Genomic DNA, 15475 nt, shown 5'->3' with positions numbered 1-15475 from the left:
AATTATCCCCCTTTATTCAATTGTTACCCATAGTTTAACTTACTCTATCTAGACAATACAATCCATACTCAAATTAACTTTTTCAGCATTCTCTATAATTTTTCACTATAACAGATGAATTAAACTCTTTATTATTTTTGGTTATTTCAATATTATGGAATATATATACAAATATTGTATTTTAGCTTATGATATTTTTAGTATTAATAATTTTTAGAATATAGGATGAAAGGGGAGTGTGGTATGAAGAAAAGAAAAAGAAATAAAACTGGTATCCTAGTTGCAATTATATACAGTATTATAATGTATTTTATTTTAAGTAACTATGATCAACGTATTAATTATGCTAATGGAAGTACCCATTATGTTCTCTTGCCTTTAGGTGTATTAATAATAATTATTCTTTTTGACTTTTTTATTAAGAAAGATATTTTTGATAGAGAAAATGATAAATAAAGGAGCGTGTAATTTATGAAATACTATAAATACTTTACTTGTTCTATAGCTGCGACTATGTTGATTACTGCTACAGATCCAATATATTCTGAAGCAAATATAACCCCAAACCAAAAAAGCGAACTAGATGTAAAGTCAGTTAATGGCAACACTGTAGAATTTAATAATGGTGAAAAAGCCGTTCAATTTAATAATAAAATAATTACAAAAAATAAAGATAATAAAGTCGAATTTGAAGTATATAAAATTGATGATAATAATGTTAAAGTAATCAATAAAAAAACTGGTGAAACAGAAACTATTTCAAAGGACTCTGAAGATGTAGTTTCTCCTCAAAAAAGTGAAGATAGTATAAATGTTCAGCAAACTAGTACTTCTAATTCGAATAATATAAATTACATACAAACTAAATCATCAGGTTACAAGTTTAATTATCAAAGAAAAAACTCTACCAATTTGAGGACCAATAGAGTATCTTTAGCGGCTTCAATATTAGCTTCATTTGCCGGAGTTGCAGTTAGTGTTATGGTTGGTGTAGCAACTTATTATGTATCTACTAAAGCAAAACAAGCATTCTGGATAGAAAAAGTGTATTCTAAACCGCGAGGTAAACATAGAAGGTCTGTAAAAACTAATTATGTTTATTATAAATATCATAATTATACAAAGCATGTAAAGACAATATCTAAAGTACGTGAATATGTAGGGTAATAATTCTTACATGTAATGAGTCCAAGCTTTTTGGAGGGGCTTTTTTTATTCTATTTCCACTATTTAATCCATAACAATGATTAATTTGCTCGATTGCATAATTACTTAACTCAAATTTCATAGACATCAAAGAACCCTACTTAGCGGAAAACTAGGTAGGGTTTTTTTATGTTCACTTTCGTGTTCTATCTTTTATACAATCTTATCTTAGTGTAATATATATTTAATTACATCCTAAATATCAAAAATACGGTAAAGATTATTCTAGAAGATATACAAGAAATAAAAATACAGGTACTTTAGGTTTTCAAGAAGTGGAGGTAGGTAATATGTGTATGGATTATATTACAAGACCAGAATTTAATGAACACAAAGCGCATTTAGATACAAGGTTTGAAAATGTTCAACATCAAATTAAAGAAGCAGTTTCTGATTTGAAAGATGAAATTAAAGATAGAAAAATTCCGTCAATAAAATTCTGGGTAGGTATTACCGTACCAGCAGTTATTAGTATTATAGGAATATTAATTCAAATCTTTACTTAAGATATAAACCCACCTTAATTGGTGGTTTTTTTATGATATAATTTATAAAGGTGAATAATTAGCTTACTCAACGTCAATAAAAAAGGAGAAATTTTTTTGAATTTTGGTAAATATTATTTAGATTCTTTTTGGGTAACTTCGATTGTTGCTTTATTATTATTTAGCTTTATCCAGCCAATGCTTTTAATTATCGCTTTATCTATTTTACTTTATGGAATTGAAAGAAAATAAGAAGTATTTATGTGGTTTTGGGTTGGATTTTGAAACGAGTTTTTTGTCTTGATACTGTTTAAATCGCTCCTCACGTATAATTTATAGCACTATTATTTGAACTAGCGTTCTGTCTTTTTAAGGTGCTTTAATGTCCAAAAGGGGCGATTGATTAAATGCCTTCTTAGCGGAAACGTGATTGTATTATGTTTATTTATCAAGTTAGGTTAATATTGATAATCAAGCACATAATGTGTTAATATTTAGATATAATAAAAATAGCCATCAGATTCTTAAGCTGAACTGATGACTATTGAGTAAAGGCTCACAGCGTGATTGTGATTACCAAACGAACCTTATTAGGTCAAGCTAACTATACCACTAATATAGTTGGCTTATTTTTTTTGTTTTTCTTTAATAGCACGGTACACTGTAAGTACAATTGTGACTGTCATAGTAATTGACCATGGTACTACAAGAGTAAAATCAAAATTGATGTTAATATTAATATCCATGCTACCACCTCTTTTCCTTACCAATTCAAGGCTCGAGAGGTGCCACAAAAAAATGTAAGGCTCTTTTACTCAAGTATTATTATATCATCTAACCCATTTAGTAGATGATAAAGATGTAAAAACTTTGATCTATTATTAGAAGTTTATTGTATATATATGAGGCTGGGACATTAACATCCCAGATTAACTTAAAAGAGCGTATATTCTTTAAAAAATAAGAATTTACGCTCTTTTTACTATAGTTTTTAATTTTGGTAGCTCTAAGAGCTACCATTTTTCTTATGTTTGTTGCCATTAAGGCAATCCCTAATTCACGTTTCACTTTTGTTTTCCCTCTAAGAGAAACTCGAGTGAAACCCAAAATAGCCTTCAAATATCCAAAAACTGGCTCTACATCAATCTTTCTTTGTTTGTAGATTTTTTCAGTTTCAGGTTTTGAAAGCAACTTTTGTGTCATATGTTTAAAGTATTCCCACACATTGTTTTTCATTATCTTTTTATTTGTACTCTGGTATGCATTTTTTCTACATAAATCAAATAGTTCGCAGTTATTACAATTATCACTTTCATATAACTTGAAATCTCGTTTATATTTATACTTATCGATTCGATAAGTGTATCGTTTGAATGGCAATCTGCGATTGCTTGGACATATGATTTCATCTCTAAGTTCATCATACTTCCAATTTTGTGTGTTATATATGTTTTCATTATATTTCTTGGTTTGTTCTTTTAAGTACATACTATAAGTTATCAATGGTGTTCTGTTAAATTCATCTAGAATCGTTTTATAATTTTCCTCACTGCCGTAGCCAGCATCTGCGACAATATAGTTTGGTAGATTAAAATAGTTATTTCTAATATTATTTAAAAATGGTGTAAGTGTTCTAGTATCAGTTGGATTAGGAAATATGTCATAAGATAAAACGAATTGTGAATTTGTTGCGATTTGTAAATTGTATCCTGGTTTTAATTGTCCGTTCATCATGTGGTCATCTTTCATTCTCATAAAAGTTGCATCATGATCTGTTTTAGAATAGCTATTTCTTTCACCTAATATATCCAATTGTTTTTTATACTTTATTTGCCTATTGATATTTTCACTTAACAATTTTTTAGTCTTTTTTATTTCCGTTCTTTCTGAACGCATCATTTTTCGTTCTGCTACATCTTTAGAGTTGCTAATATCATTGTTTAAATCTTCGATTTTTTCTTCTAATCTGTTTTTGAATTCGTAAAGTGTTTCAAGTGTAATATCTTGGGTCTCATCTTTTAACTCAGGTATTACTTCATTTACAATGGCTTCACGATAGATTTCTCTCGATTGTTCAACTACTTTTTTATTAAATCTTTCTGTGTTTTTTCTCCAAACAAAAGTGTATTTATTGGCATTTGCTTCAATCTTAGTACCGTCTATATAAATACTTTCCTCATCAATAAGGTTTTGTTCTATGAGTTGTGTTCTAAAATTTATAAATAGAGATTGTAATAATCGATCAATTATAGGATTAACTCTGAAACGATTTATCGTTCGATAAGAAGGTGTTTGATTCTGTGACAACCACATCATACGAACACTGTCTTTAAGAAGACTTTCAATTCTTCTTCCAGAAAAAACAGATTGTGTATATGAATAAAGTATAATCTTTAACATTAATTTAGGGTGATATGAGGATGCACCACGAACGTGAGTAAATTCGTAGAATTCTTCATTAGGTATCGTTTCTACGATTTGATTTACAAAATGAGCAATATCATTTTCTGGAATTAAGACTTCAATATCTAGTGGTAGAGTTAATTGAGACATGTTATAATTTTTATACATAGAGCACCTCGTTAATTTAGTTTTTGTTGTGATTAATTAAATTATACGAAAGTGCTTTATTTTTTTGAATAAGAATGGATATTTTGTCACGATTTTGTAAAGTGCTGACGCCCGGGGGAATAGTATGCGTGAGAGACTACAGGCTCGAGCCATACCCCCAGGCAAGCATGCACGAACAAAATCGTAGATTTTATAAATAAAGGAAAGAGAGCTAATCCGAAAATTATGGATTAGCTCTCTTTATTTGAGGTTAGGACATTTATGTCCCAACCTCAATTTTTGTGTTTACAAATTACAATTAACGGTATATATTTTAAACAAAGGAGTGGTTTTTATGACTGATATAAAACCAAGCAAAACTTTTATTATTGTTCAAAATCTAATCAGTAAATATCAAGAAATTACAGGTAATAGTCTAGTTGGCGATGAAATGAGAGTTCATAAATTAATGTATTATATACAAAAAACATCCTTGACTTTAACCGGAGAAACTATTATTGACGAAGAATTTGAAGGTTGGGTTCACGGTCCTGTACTCCCTTCATTACGTGGAATTTTTGACTTTTTTGTAGAGGATTCAAGTTATAAAAAAAATATATCTGTAACTGAAGAATATATAATAGAGAATACAATATATCAATATGGAAAATACGCAACTTGGGCGTTGAGAAATAAGTCTCATGAAGAGACATCCTGGAAAAAGAGTAGAGTGAATCTTCATGAAAATGAAAAGGGTCAAAGAAAAATATTGATTGAAGATATTATAGAAGATGCGAAAAATTCTAGAATTTATGATTTTCAATATGATATGTATTTAGATGATTTTGAAGATATTGATGAGGGGCATTTTGTAAGTGTGTAAGTACCCCCAAGAATATATCGGTAAAATTACTAATACGAACTTATATAGTAAAAACTGATCTTTTAATAAGTATCATGAAGTATAAAAATACGAAAAGAATACGCTAAATAGTTGCTTTCAAATTCAAAACCCTTTAACCGTAATGGTTAGAGGGTTATTTTTATGAAAAATAAAACTAACGCTTTGATACTTGTAAGAATAAGTATATAATAATCTTATGTATTAAACATATTAGCGATATATGTTGAATAGGAGGGATATAAATGGAGTATAAATCACTAAAAAAGCTTTTTCATATGTTTGGGAAAGGAAATATGGAATCCGAATATGAAATGAGAAAAAGACATTTTTCTAGTTATGTAACAAACATATATATTAATCCAATTCAAGACGGAAAACAGTTACTTAATGTTAAATATCCCTTGTTTTTTTCAATGAATAAAAACATTGTGAAAAAGCATGAAAGAATATTATTGAATTCTTCTAGAATTAAACATTTATCAGCAAATCAACCGGATATAGCAACAAATGCTTATATCAAAAAATTATTAATAAACGAACTACAAAGTACAAATGAGACAGAAAATATTAGAAGTACTAAAAAAGAGATAGCTGAAGCGTTGAATAATAAAAGTAATAAAAACAAGAGATTTAGTGGTTTGGTTACTCAATATTTAATGATACACTACGGTAAGTTTGAGTTGAATACTGTTTCTGATATTAGAAATATTTACGACGAAATAGTTTCGGATGAAATCAAAAAAGATGCACAACCAGATGGTATGATGTTTAGAAATGGGAGTATAGGGGTTTTTGATAATTCAAATAATAAGTGGGTACATAGAAACGAATATAGTGAAACTGAAATTTTTGAATTTCTAACAAAGTATATAGATTTCACTAAAAACTTTGATTCATCTGAACTTATTAAAATTATGGCTAGTCACTATATGTTTGAGTATCTACACCCGTTTTACGATGGAAATGGCAGAATTGGAAGATATTTAATAGCGAGAATGCTAAATGATATGTTAGATCCATATACAGCTCTATCTTTTTCGTATTCAGTCAATAATAATAAATCGAAATATTATAGAGCTTTTGAAGAAACGTCTAATTATTTTAATAAAGGTGAACTTACAATATTCATAGATGAAATGTTAAGTTTGTTAATTGAAGGACAAGAAAATATAATAGATACATTTGAAGAAAATGTTAACACTATAAACAAACTAAAATATACATTGAATGCTAAAAACATGGATAAATATGAATCTAAAATACTATATATCTTATTACAAGATAAAGTTTTTGGTAGCAAGTATTCAAGACTTAGTTTAAAAGAAGTTGAAGATATTACAGGCTACTCTAGAGGGAAAATAAATGATGTTATTCGTGAACATAATGAAAAATTAATTAAATTAAAGAGTAAACCTGTAGTTTATGAAGTGACAGATAAATTTATGTATGAATTAATTTCTGAGCCGATTGATGACGATGAAAACTAACTAAACCCACCTTAATTGGTGGGTTATTTTTATGCAAAAAATTATTTATATATACATATTTTGGATAATTGGTATATAATGTAAAAAAAGAGGTATTTCAAATGAAATATCAAAAATATTTAATATCTTTAATTGTTTTATCTTTAATTTTTTCTGAGGTATTTCAAATGAAATATCAAAAATATTTAATATCTTTAATTGTTTTATCTTTAATTTTTTCTGTGGTGAATATTGAAGCATTCCAAGCTAAAGCAGAAGAGAATGCTCAAGAAATTATAGAAGCTGATTCATATGAAGAATTTATAAATACTCAAGGTGAAGTAGCAATAGATCCTAGCAAGTTGACTGCCGATGAAATGATAAAATTAGGTTTAAATCCAGCGGAATACATAGATAACTATAAGACACAAGTTAACAGTGTCTTTAGAGCAAAAAAAATAAATGCACCCCAATATGGAAAAATATATGGAAAAAAGAAATGGTCTAAGAAAATATCTAAAAGTAAAATACAAGCTGTAGGAACTACAGCTGGAGGTATAATCACGATTGTAGGTTCTGCTTTTCCTCAAGCAAGAGTAGTATCTTTAGCGGGTGGCATTGTAGGTACTGTATCAGGTATCATTGGATTAAAAAATGTAAAAGGTGTTAAATTGAGTGGTACTGCTGTTAAAAAATTAGTAAGAAAGAATCCTTACCAAACACCAAGTTTAGGTTCGGTTTATAAGGTAACCAAAGTTCAAAGATTTTAATAAGAAAGTAGGATATAAATTATGAAAAAATCTTGGAAATTATATGAAATCATCTTAACTATAATTGCAGTATTATTACTATTAACTGTTATTTTTTCATTTGTAGGATTTATTAGTATAACCGATTTCACTGTAGGGGCTTTATTATTTGTATTCTATATCATAATTGCATTCTTATTTTTCAAAGAGAACAAGGTAATTTCATTGTTATTTGTGATTGTAGCCATAATTAATGCTCTTTCTTATATATTGTGATTTTATATACTCTTCAGAATTAAAGGATTCTTACTAATGAAAAATTAATACACCTCATAAAAGTGGGGTGTATTAATTTTACTATTATTCTATCTCCACAATACAATCCATATTTTTAAATTGTTAAAGACACCTTAATTGGTGGTTGTTTTTTTATTTTCATTCATCTAAATTTGAAAATAACTATAGCTAATATTTAAAAAACTCATTTTAAAAGGGTGATATTTGATGTAACATATAAATTAGTTAATGTTAACTTATAGTATAATTTATTTAAAAAAGGGGTGGTTTAAAATTATTTCAGTATTTTTATTAATTATGATATTTGTTTTAATTGTTATAATTGAACCAAGATTATACACGAATATATACATACTCTCTTTAATAATCATAATAGGAACCATCAATATATTTGATTATTTTTTACCTATATTTAATAGTGATTCTCAAGTGAATTTATTTTATTTACTTAGTTTAACGTTTTTGTTACCTATATTATTGATATCTATGTTCATAGCGGCATTATTTAATGCAAGTAAAATCATAGCAAATGAAGGAAGACGTTTAACTAATATGCTGATTTTAATGTATGGAATATTTTTAATTTTTGAATTTTGGCTAATTAATTATCAGCCCTATTTTTTATATCACTACAAGCATGGAATAATATCTATATATTTCAACTTTATATTTTGGTATTTTAATATTATATTGGTCTCTCAAATACTCTATTCTTTAATTTTAAGTCTATTATCACGCTATAAAAAGCCAGATTATATATTGATACTTGGTTCAGGATTAATTGGTGATCAGGTACCTCCATTGTTAAAATCACGTTTAAATAAAGGAATTGAATTAAAAAATAAATTTTCACAATCGAAATTAATAGTTAGTGGAGGGCAAGGTAATGATGAACTGATTAGTGAATCAGAAGCGATGGGTAACTACTTAATAGACAAGGGTATAAACGAAAGTGAAATTATATTTGAAAATCAATCAACAACAACATATGAAAACTTATTGTTTTCAAAAGAAAAAGTGGCAAACGAACATACTAGGAATCCTCATATTACAATTGTTTCTAATAATTTCCATGTTTTAAGAGCAGCTTTTTTATCCAAAAAATTAGGTATGAAAGCATCTGTTCTAGGAAGCCACACAGCTTATTATTTTTATCCAAATGCATTCATTAGAGAATTTATAGCATGTATTGCTATGTTCAAAAAGACGCATATATGTATTTTAGGGTTAGCTACAATGACATTTATTTATTATTTAATAAAAGGATAATGTTATAATCACAAAGGATATATTGATATCCGAAAATAATAATCCAATTATTGTCAAACACCCTACTTAGCGGAAACTAGGTAGGGCGTTTTTTTGTGTAAAAATGAATGTAATACATGTTTGAATAAACTAAGAAAGAAGGTGCCTAAATTCGTGAATAATATTACTAGACAAGCGATTCCAAGTAAAGAGTATAGAGAATTAATCGGTACTGCAATTTGTGTTTTTAATTCAAATAATTCATTCATAATCGAGAATATTTTATCAAGTGATTTATATGATGAATACAATTGGTATAACTTAATTGACAGTACGTCTGGTAGCCTTAATAAACCTATTAAGGAAACAATTAGTGCTAATTCAAACAAGGACATAGCAAGATTATTTGAGCATATCATTTATATTAGAAATAGAATTGTACACAGTTACCAAATCACCAGTAGTATACAATATGATTATTTAGATGAAAACAAACAGATTCTTTGCACAAAATATAATGACCAGACACAAAAAGTAATTGATAAAGAGTTCATATTAAATTTTATAAAATTTAATGAATCACTAAGTATAAAGTTGCATGAATATAGAGGTTATTAATAAAATCCTTGGTTAAATATCTGTATTTATACTGTCACTAAATCCACCTTAATTGGTGGGCTTTTTTTATGTAAAAAAATTATTTATATATACATATTTTGGATAATTGGTATATAATGTAAAAAAGGAGGTTTCTACAATAATGATTAAAACAATTTATACAGTAAATTTAATTAACTATCTATTATTTATAGTTGGTATATTTTATATTTACCTAAATAAAAATGACTTTGCAGATCTCTTAATATTTTTTGGAATCACTTCTGTAATAGCAGGTGTGATATCACTAATATTTGTTTTCTCAAAAATAGAAAAAGTTAGATATACAGGTTTAATATGGTTTGTGGTAAATATCGCAAACATTTTGTTTTTAATACCTTTTATAATATTTCTTTTATTTTTTGTAATTTAATTGATAAGGAGAATACATATGAAAAAACTTAATAAAATAGTGATTATTACTTTAGCAATTTTAATCTCTGTTTCATTTACTTTTGAAAGTATACGTGCTGAAGAAACAGACGTAAGTAATGATGATATACTCAAAGATCAAAATCTTTATAAAGAAGAAATAGATGATATAAATGATATGAATAAATATGAAAAGTATATTATTCAAAATAGCTTTGGAGATAAATACGCTAACAGTGAGCTAATGGCTCAAGATAATTTAAATGAAGATGAAAAACTATTAGTTAAAGAAATAGCTTTAAGTTATAATAATTTTGCTAGAGAAAGTGATTATACACCTAAAGCTTTTCCTATGTATCATGGAAGATATTGTGGAAAAGGAAATTTAGGTGGTAAACCAAAAGATAGATTAGATGCTGCTTGTAAGAAACATGATAATTGTTACGCGAAATATGGATGGGGTAAATGTAAATGTGATTATCCATTTGTTGTATCGGCTTTAAGTATTGCTAAAAATAAAAAGTATAGTACAAAATACAGAGCTAAAGCAAAAGGAGCTGCTTATGTTTTTGGTGTTAAGGCCACTTCTTGTATAGCTGTTAAAAAACTTTATAAGAAAAGCTAACCTATCTTAAATAATGTAAAGGAGAAAAAACATGACTTTTAAAGGTTTTGAAATTGAAGTAAATTATAAAGGGAATTATGATTTTTTTACTAGTGATAATAAAGTGCTTATTCTCAATCAAGACGGTGAAATATCTATATCGTTTGAAATAATTGGTAATAGTATTTCAATTACTAGTACAAATTATGATACAGGGATTTCTATTGATACAGCAACTAAAAAAGTTGAAGTAAATATTCCTGATCCAATGGAATTTGAATAAGTAAAAAAGACTATTAGTTTTTATTAATGGTCTTTTTTATTATATATCCACAATACAATCCATACTTTACATTACTTCTGAGCAAACTGTAACGCATGTGAACCAGTTATTAAATTATATTTTTTTAAACAAGACAATAATTGAGGTTTAAACTGAACACTTTATTAATTCTTAAAAAAATTTAAATGGACCAAAAATGAAACAGAAATCACTTCATATTAATCTATTAATTTTAAATCCAGCTTAGTTTATGTGGTATTTAAACTTATTAATAAAAATAATTAATTTTTTGAATAATTTACTAAAAAATATAGTTCTTTTCAAGTTAAATGGTATAATAGTAAAAAATATACATTTTTAGGAGACTAATATGAAAAAGATTTCAGTTTTACTAAGTTTTTTATTACTTTTTACTCAAATGATAATGTAGAAAAATTAGATAATATTAGAGGAGAATTCTTCTTTGAAGCAGAAATTAATAAATCAGAAGAAGGCACGCATAATGTAAATTTAAATTTTGGAAATACAAATATAACTAAATCAATTACTGTAAATAACGGTTCAGCTTCAGGTATAGAGTCTGATGAAATATTTTATAAATCAGGTCAAATACTACCTGATGACGTTGGTAATATATAATGGGCATTAAGATTTAATAATAAGCAAGATTATTTTAGAGGAAATGATCCCGCATTAATATCAGATACACTTGGAAGTGGTATGGAATTAAATAAAGATAGCTTGCAGTTATCTGTAAAACAAAAAAACGAAGCACAACCAAGATTTTATTCTGTTGAAGAATTTGAAAATGCTGGATTGGGAAATGTTACTGTAAATGGTAATAATATAAATGTGAGATTCAACACGCCGAGTTATAATGAATTGATGGTATATTATTCTACTAAAATCACTGATAATTCACTGAAGTCATTTGAAAATCAATCATCAGCCAGTTATATAGATAAGAATGAAAAACAAGTAACTGAAAATTCTAATGCAATTGTTCAGAATATTAATTCTGGTGGTAAGGCAGAGGGAGATTTAGCAAAATATAGTGGTAAAGTAGTTATTAATAAAGTAGGAAATGATGAAAATGGAAATTCTAAACCACTTGAAGGTGCAGAATTTGAATTAGTTAATTTAGATGGAGAAGTAGTTGGTAAAGGTACTACTGATTCAAGCGGATCACTTGTTTTTGATAATATTAAAGGTGGAACACATACACTTAAAGAAACTAAAATTCCTAATGGGTACAAAATTGATGAAACAAACTTCCCAAAACAAGTGGTTTTAGATTTTGAAAATGATAAGGGAATTAATCTGAACGTCGTTAATATTAAAGAGGCAAAGCCTGAGGAACCAACAACAGAAGAGCCAAAGGTTGAATCCAATAAAGGTGAATCAAACACAGGAAAGTCAACTGAAGAAAAAATGAATAAAGATCATGAAAATAAAAATATTATAGAATCCAAAGATCAAGTTAGAAATAATCAATCTGGAAAAGTAGAAAATAGTACAGGAACACCTGAAAAATCACAACAAAAAGATAATGAAAAATCCAAAGATAGTGGTGATAAAGGTGGAATTTTACCTAATACGGGTGAAGCAATTCAAAATCACCCAATAGTAACTACAGCTTCTATATTGTTATTATTAACATTCGGAATTGCTTTAGTGTTCTTTAGAAGAAAGCAACAATAATATATATGTTGATTAAATTACTCATTTAATATGGATGGATGGTTTAGAATGTTGGCAAAGTTTTATAACTTTGCCGACAATTTTTTATGCGCATGCTTTCCCGCAGGAGTCAGCGCTAAAAAACACTAAATATTAACAATATATTTTATAATATAGTTGAAAATTCACTTTGGGAGTTGATTCTGAACTGTACCCTGTCAAGTAGACAACTAAATAATAAAAATGTCTTTTTGGTCGAATTCATAGCTAAGCTATAGATTCGGCCATTTTTAGTGTAATTCGATTAGTATTATAGAAACGAATGTATTTTGTTATTTCAATCACTGCTTGTTCATAATTTATAAAAGAAAAATTCTTTTTTCCTTTATAGATTTCACTTTTCATCATTCCCCATACTGATTCCATTGGACCATTATCAATACAACAACCTACACGCGACATACTTTGAATCATGTTATAATCTCTTAATTTTGCTTTGAATCTTCTAGAAGTATATTGAAAACCTCTATCACTATGAAATATAATACCCTTGGTATTTTTCACTTAATAATCTATGGTTTGTATTCAATAACAACATTTTAATAACGTTTAAGAAGCTATAGCCTTGTTCATATAATTCAAAAGCTTCTAATAAGGTATTGATATCTACTTTAATATTTCTAGTCATAATAAAACTCCCTGATAAGTTTTCACTATTTAAGTGTTTACTTAACAGGGAGCATATCAGAAACTAGGTATGTTTATTTTTATGTTGAAATTTTTTTCTTTTAAGTATATTATAATAGCTAGCTCAAAAAAAAGAGGTGGAGAATTGAGCTACTACGAATTTATACAAAATTATTCAGATGATGATACACCTTTAGGAGAGTTAGCTAGATTGGTTATTCAAGATGCTTATTTTCCAAAAGATGAAGATTCAGAAGAAAAATTATTGTTATACTTTCGCAGTCTTAACCTAGAAGATAGATATTTGGAATATTATAAACTTTCTTTATATATATATGACCAATTAGCTACCTCCTAAGTTATCACCTTTTTGAATTCTTATCCCTACTTAATTTATTAGGTAGGGTATTTTAATGTTTATGAATAAAATGTAGTGGGTAATAAGTTAATGTCAAGATACCCATGTTTTATAGATCTTGATACATTTTTACGTATTAAACACTCCATTACTTGCCCTGTCACTTTGTGTGATGGGGTTGTTTTATGTTCGTATCTATGTTCTATCTTTTGCCTAATTAAATTTTAGTGTAATATTAATTTAATTAGACTAAAAAGGGGTATAATGTATATTTTTGATGGTATCGATGTAAAAATAGCTTTAACAAAAGAAGTAATATCTAAAGACATAAAAAATGCAGTATCTGAATAAAAAAATGAAATAAACCATAAAAAAGTTACTTCGAAGCGTTTTTGGATAGGTATTAGTGTGGCAGCAAGTTTAAGTTTACTTTCATTAGTAGTCACTATCTTAGTAGCGTTATTCTTTTAAAAACTAAACCCACCTTAATTGGTGGGTTATTTTTTATTCTATAATTTAATTAGAAAAACACTTTATATGTTTTAATTCAATAAATTAATTTACATTAATATACTAATTGCTGAATAAACTAGTAATAAAGACATAATTATTGACACAGGTTTATCGTATTTGTCTAAGAAGTTTTTGAATACTGACCCTAAAATCCCCCAAGTAAGTAGACATAACCAACCTACTAGAACCGTTAAAATCATGTAGAAAATAGTTGTTATTTGATTATTAGCTATAGCTAAAATGAATGCCCCTATAAGGGATATGAAGAACAATAAAGTTTTGATATTCAGTATTTGAATAAAGAAACCACTTTTAAAAGAGCTATATGTCTTGTTTGTTGTATTATTTTTGGATTTGTAAATTTTATAGGCTAAATAAATGAGATATACAAAACCAAATATTTCTAAATATATTTCAATTTGTGGTAGTATATTTTTTAATAACTGAAGTGTGACAAGAGAAATGACTGCTAAAAATAAAAAACCAGTTAAAACACCAGCAATGAAATTCTTGGATCCTTTAATGCCATAATTTTTAGAAGCGTTTAAAATAAATATGTTACTTGGACCTGGTGTTATAGAGGTGACAAAAATATAAATTAAAAAAGATAACATTTGATTCTCCTTTTCTTTTTTTCTTACCTTAATATTATAAAATAACTCAAACATAATAGACAGAGTGAATTTTACTCTATATCCACAATACAATCCATATTCAATCTCACGTTCTCGCCATCTTTAATCAATTCTAACTTATTACGCTCACTATCGAACTTATTAATCTCACACTCAATCGTTTTGTAATAACCATTTTCCCAATATTTAATAAGTGCTTGTGGATCATAAAATAATTTTTGTGCTAACACATCGTTTAAATCACGTAACGCTAATTCATCGAATATAGGTTTATCAACTTTGTTTTGGTTTTCTTTATACTGTCTAATCGTTTCATACTGTTGTGGCATAGTTGCGAACGGTTGCCATTTAATCATCTTACGACCTTGTGGGATATTAGTATTCAAATACTCCTTAGGAATCTTACGATAATCCGTTTCATACTTATATGGTTCGGGCATAGTAGGGTTAACGACTTTCATATGCAAGCTCCTGATTCATTTTATTTAAGTCGTGAATGGCGTTGTTTAATGCCACAATCATCGTATTTCTTTTTGTAGTTGATGTGTGTACGTCATTATATATGATAGACAACAAGTCTAAGTAATCTGTATATAAAATGAATTTTTCTGTCCGATCATCAAAAGATTTAAGATAGCTTTTAACTTTGTGTATCTCTTTGTAAATAACTTTATCGTTAAGGAATTTTGCGGTGTCATTAGTTGGCTCTACAGTATCTAACATGTAAATATAAGATTCGAATTTATTAATCATCAAGTTAATATATTTATTCATCATTAAC

The 15475-nt window shown here is 27.4% G+C and carries 20 protein-coding genes and 2 pseudogenes; 16 read left to right on the top strand and 6 right to left on the bottom strand.

What is annotated here, in order from left to right; translation table 11 throughout:
- The first annotated feature begins 243 nt into the window (after positions 1-243).
- The 4 genes from PYW35_RS07695 to PYW35_RS07680 all read left to right on the top strand — a co-directional run bounded on the left by PYW35_RS07695 (position 244) and on the right by PYW35_RS07680 (position 1943).
- Positions 244-456, top strand: coding sequence for a hypothetical protein (locus PYW35_RS07695; protein WP_204107826.1), 213 nt, complete (start codon positions 244-246; stop codon positions 454-456).
- Between the two features lie 15 nt (positions 457-471).
- Positions 472-1167, top strand: a complete 696-nt coding sequence (locus PYW35_RS07690) for a hypothetical protein (protein WP_204107825.1) — start codon at positions 472-474, stop codon at positions 1165-1167.
- Between the two features lie 335 nt (positions 1168-1502).
- A complete protein-coding gene (locus tag PYW35_RS07685; RefSeq protein ID WP_239102408.1) occupies positions 1503-1712 on the top strand; it encodes a hypothetical protein in 210 nt (69 codons plus the stop codon).
- 96 nt (positions 1713-1808) lie between these two features.
- Positions 1809-1943, top strand: coding sequence for a hypothetical protein (locus PYW35_RS07680; RefSeq protein WP_267910609.1), 135 nt, complete (start codon positions 1809-1811; stop codon positions 1941-1943).
- A gap of 591 nt (positions 1944-2534) precedes the next feature.
- On the opposite strand, the gene PYW35_RS07675 is transcribed toward PYW35_RS07680, so the two are convergent.
- On the bottom strand, positions 2535-4262 hold the full coding sequence (locus tag PYW35_RS07675; protein WP_204107824.1) for an IS1182 family transposase: 1728 nt from the start codon (positions 4260-4262) through the stop codon (positions 2535-2537).
- Positions 4263-4596: 334 nt separating this feature from the next.
- Between PYW35_RS07675 and PYW35_RS07670 the strand changes: the two genes are divergently transcribed.
- From PYW35_RS07670 to PYW35_RS13275, 11 genes and pseudogenes are all read left to right on the top strand, one after another.
- Entirely contained in the window at positions 4597-5124 is a 528-nt protein-coding gene (locus tag PYW35_RS07670) for a Panacea domain-containing protein (protein ID WP_103323564.1), read from the top strand.
- Between the two features lie 263 nt (positions 5125-5387).
- Complete coding sequence (locus tag PYW35_RS07665) at positions 5388-6632, top strand: Fic family protein (protein ID WP_204107823.1); 1245 nt, start codon at positions 5388-5390, stop codon at positions 6630-6632.
- Between the two features lie 101 nt (positions 6633-6733).
- Complete coding sequence (locus PYW35_RS07660) at positions 6734-7381, top strand: hypothetical protein (RefSeq protein ID WP_103323581.1); 648 nt, start codon at positions 6734-6736, stop codon at positions 7379-7381.
- 21 nt (positions 7382-7402) lie between these two features.
- Positions 7403-7636 (top strand): hypothetical protein, encoded by a 234-nt coding sequence (locus PYW35_RS07655; protein WP_103323580.1) that lies wholly within the window; start codon positions 7403-7405, stop codon positions 7634-7636.
- Between the two features lie 249 nt (positions 7637-7885).
- The gene (locus PYW35_RS07650) at positions 7886-8926 is read left to right on the top strand and encodes a YdcF family protein (RefSeq protein ID WP_338086583.1); all 1041 of its coding nucleotides are present in this window, start codon (positions 7886-7888) and stop codon (positions 8924-8926) included.
- A gap of 153 nt (positions 8927-9079) precedes the next feature.
- Positions 9080-9523 carry a selenium binding protein gene (locus PYW35_RS07645; RefSeq protein ID WP_204107821.1) on the top strand — a complete coding sequence of 148 codons (444 nt, stop codon included), beginning with the start codon at positions 9080-9082 and terminating at the stop codon, positions 9521-9523.
- 142 nt (positions 9524-9665) lie between these two features.
- Positions 9666-9935, top strand: coding sequence for a hypothetical protein (locus PYW35_RS07640; RefSeq protein WP_204107820.1), 270 nt, complete (start codon positions 9666-9668; stop codon positions 9933-9935).
- Between the two features lie 18 nt (positions 9936-9953).
- Positions 9954-10559 carry a phospholipase A2 family protein gene (locus tag PYW35_RS07635; protein WP_204107819.1) on the top strand — a complete coding sequence of 202 codons (606 nt, stop codon included), beginning with the start codon at positions 9954-9956 and terminating at the stop codon, positions 10557-10559.
- A 31-nt stretch (positions 10560-10590) separates the two neighbouring features.
- Positions 10591-10821, top strand: a complete 231-nt coding sequence (locus PYW35_RS07630; protein ID WP_204107818.1) for a hypothetical protein — start codon at positions 10591-10593, stop codon at positions 10819-10821.
- A gap of 651 nt (positions 10822-11472) precedes the next feature.
- A pseudogene (locus tag PYW35_RS13280) lies at positions 11473-11766 on the top strand (collagen binding domain-containing protein); the annotation flags it as partial.
- On the top strand, positions 11743-12522 hold the full coding sequence (locus tag PYW35_RS13275) for a SpaA isopeptide-forming pilin-related protein (protein ID WP_338086594.1): 780 nt from the start codon (positions 11743-11745) through the stop codon (positions 12520-12522). The pseudogene PYW35_RS13280 and the gene PYW35_RS13275, both read left to right, overlap by 24 nt.
- 246 nt (positions 12523-12768) lie before the next feature.
- Here PYW35_RS13275 and PYW35_RS07615 read toward each other — a convergent pair.
- A pseudogene (locus tag PYW35_RS07615) lies at positions 12769-13065 on the bottom strand (transposase); the annotation flags it as partial.
- Entirely contained in the window at positions 13034-13189 is a 156-nt protein-coding gene (locus tag PYW35_RS07610; RefSeq protein ID WP_169925724.1) for a hypothetical protein, read from the bottom strand. The gene PYW35_RS07610 and the pseudogene PYW35_RS07615, both read right to left, overlap by 32 nt.
- A 144-nt stretch (positions 13190-13333) precedes the next feature.
- Here PYW35_RS07610 and PYW35_RS07605 point away from each other — a divergent pair, with 144 nt between their 5' ends.
- Entirely contained in the window at positions 13334-13546 is a 213-nt protein-coding gene (locus tag PYW35_RS07605) for a YozE family protein (protein WP_103323639.1), read from the top strand.
- A 560-nt stretch (positions 13547-14106) separates the two neighbouring features.
- Here PYW35_RS07605 and PYW35_RS07600 read toward each other — a convergent pair.
- From PYW35_RS07600 to PYW35_RS07590, 3 genes are all read right to left on the bottom strand, one after another.
- Positions 14107-14673 (bottom strand): LysE family translocator, encoded by a 567-nt coding sequence (locus tag PYW35_RS07600; RefSeq protein ID WP_103323605.1) that lies wholly within the window; start codon positions 14671-14673, stop codon positions 14107-14109.
- 71 nt (positions 14674-14744) lie between these two features.
- The gene (locus tag PYW35_RS07595) at positions 14745-15155 is read right to left on the bottom strand and encodes a YolD-like family protein (protein WP_103323604.1); all 411 of its coding nucleotides are present in this window, start codon (positions 15153-15155) and stop codon (positions 14745-14747) included.
- Positions 15142-15471, bottom strand: a complete 330-nt coding sequence (locus tag PYW35_RS07590; protein WP_142381100.1) for a hypothetical protein — start codon at positions 15469-15471, stop codon at positions 15142-15144. Before PYW35_RS07590 ends, PYW35_RS07595 begins: the two co-directional genes overlap by 14 nt.
- Positions 15472-15475: the final 4 nt, after the last annotated feature.

The organism is Mammaliicoccus vitulinus (assembly GCF_029024305.1).
Classification (GTDB): domain Bacteria; phylum Bacillota; class Bacilli; order Staphylococcales; family Staphylococcaceae; genus Mammaliicoccus; species Mammaliicoccus vitulinus.
Note: the sequence above shows the minus strand (reverse complement) of the source record. Positions and strands in the feature narration are given on the sequence as shown.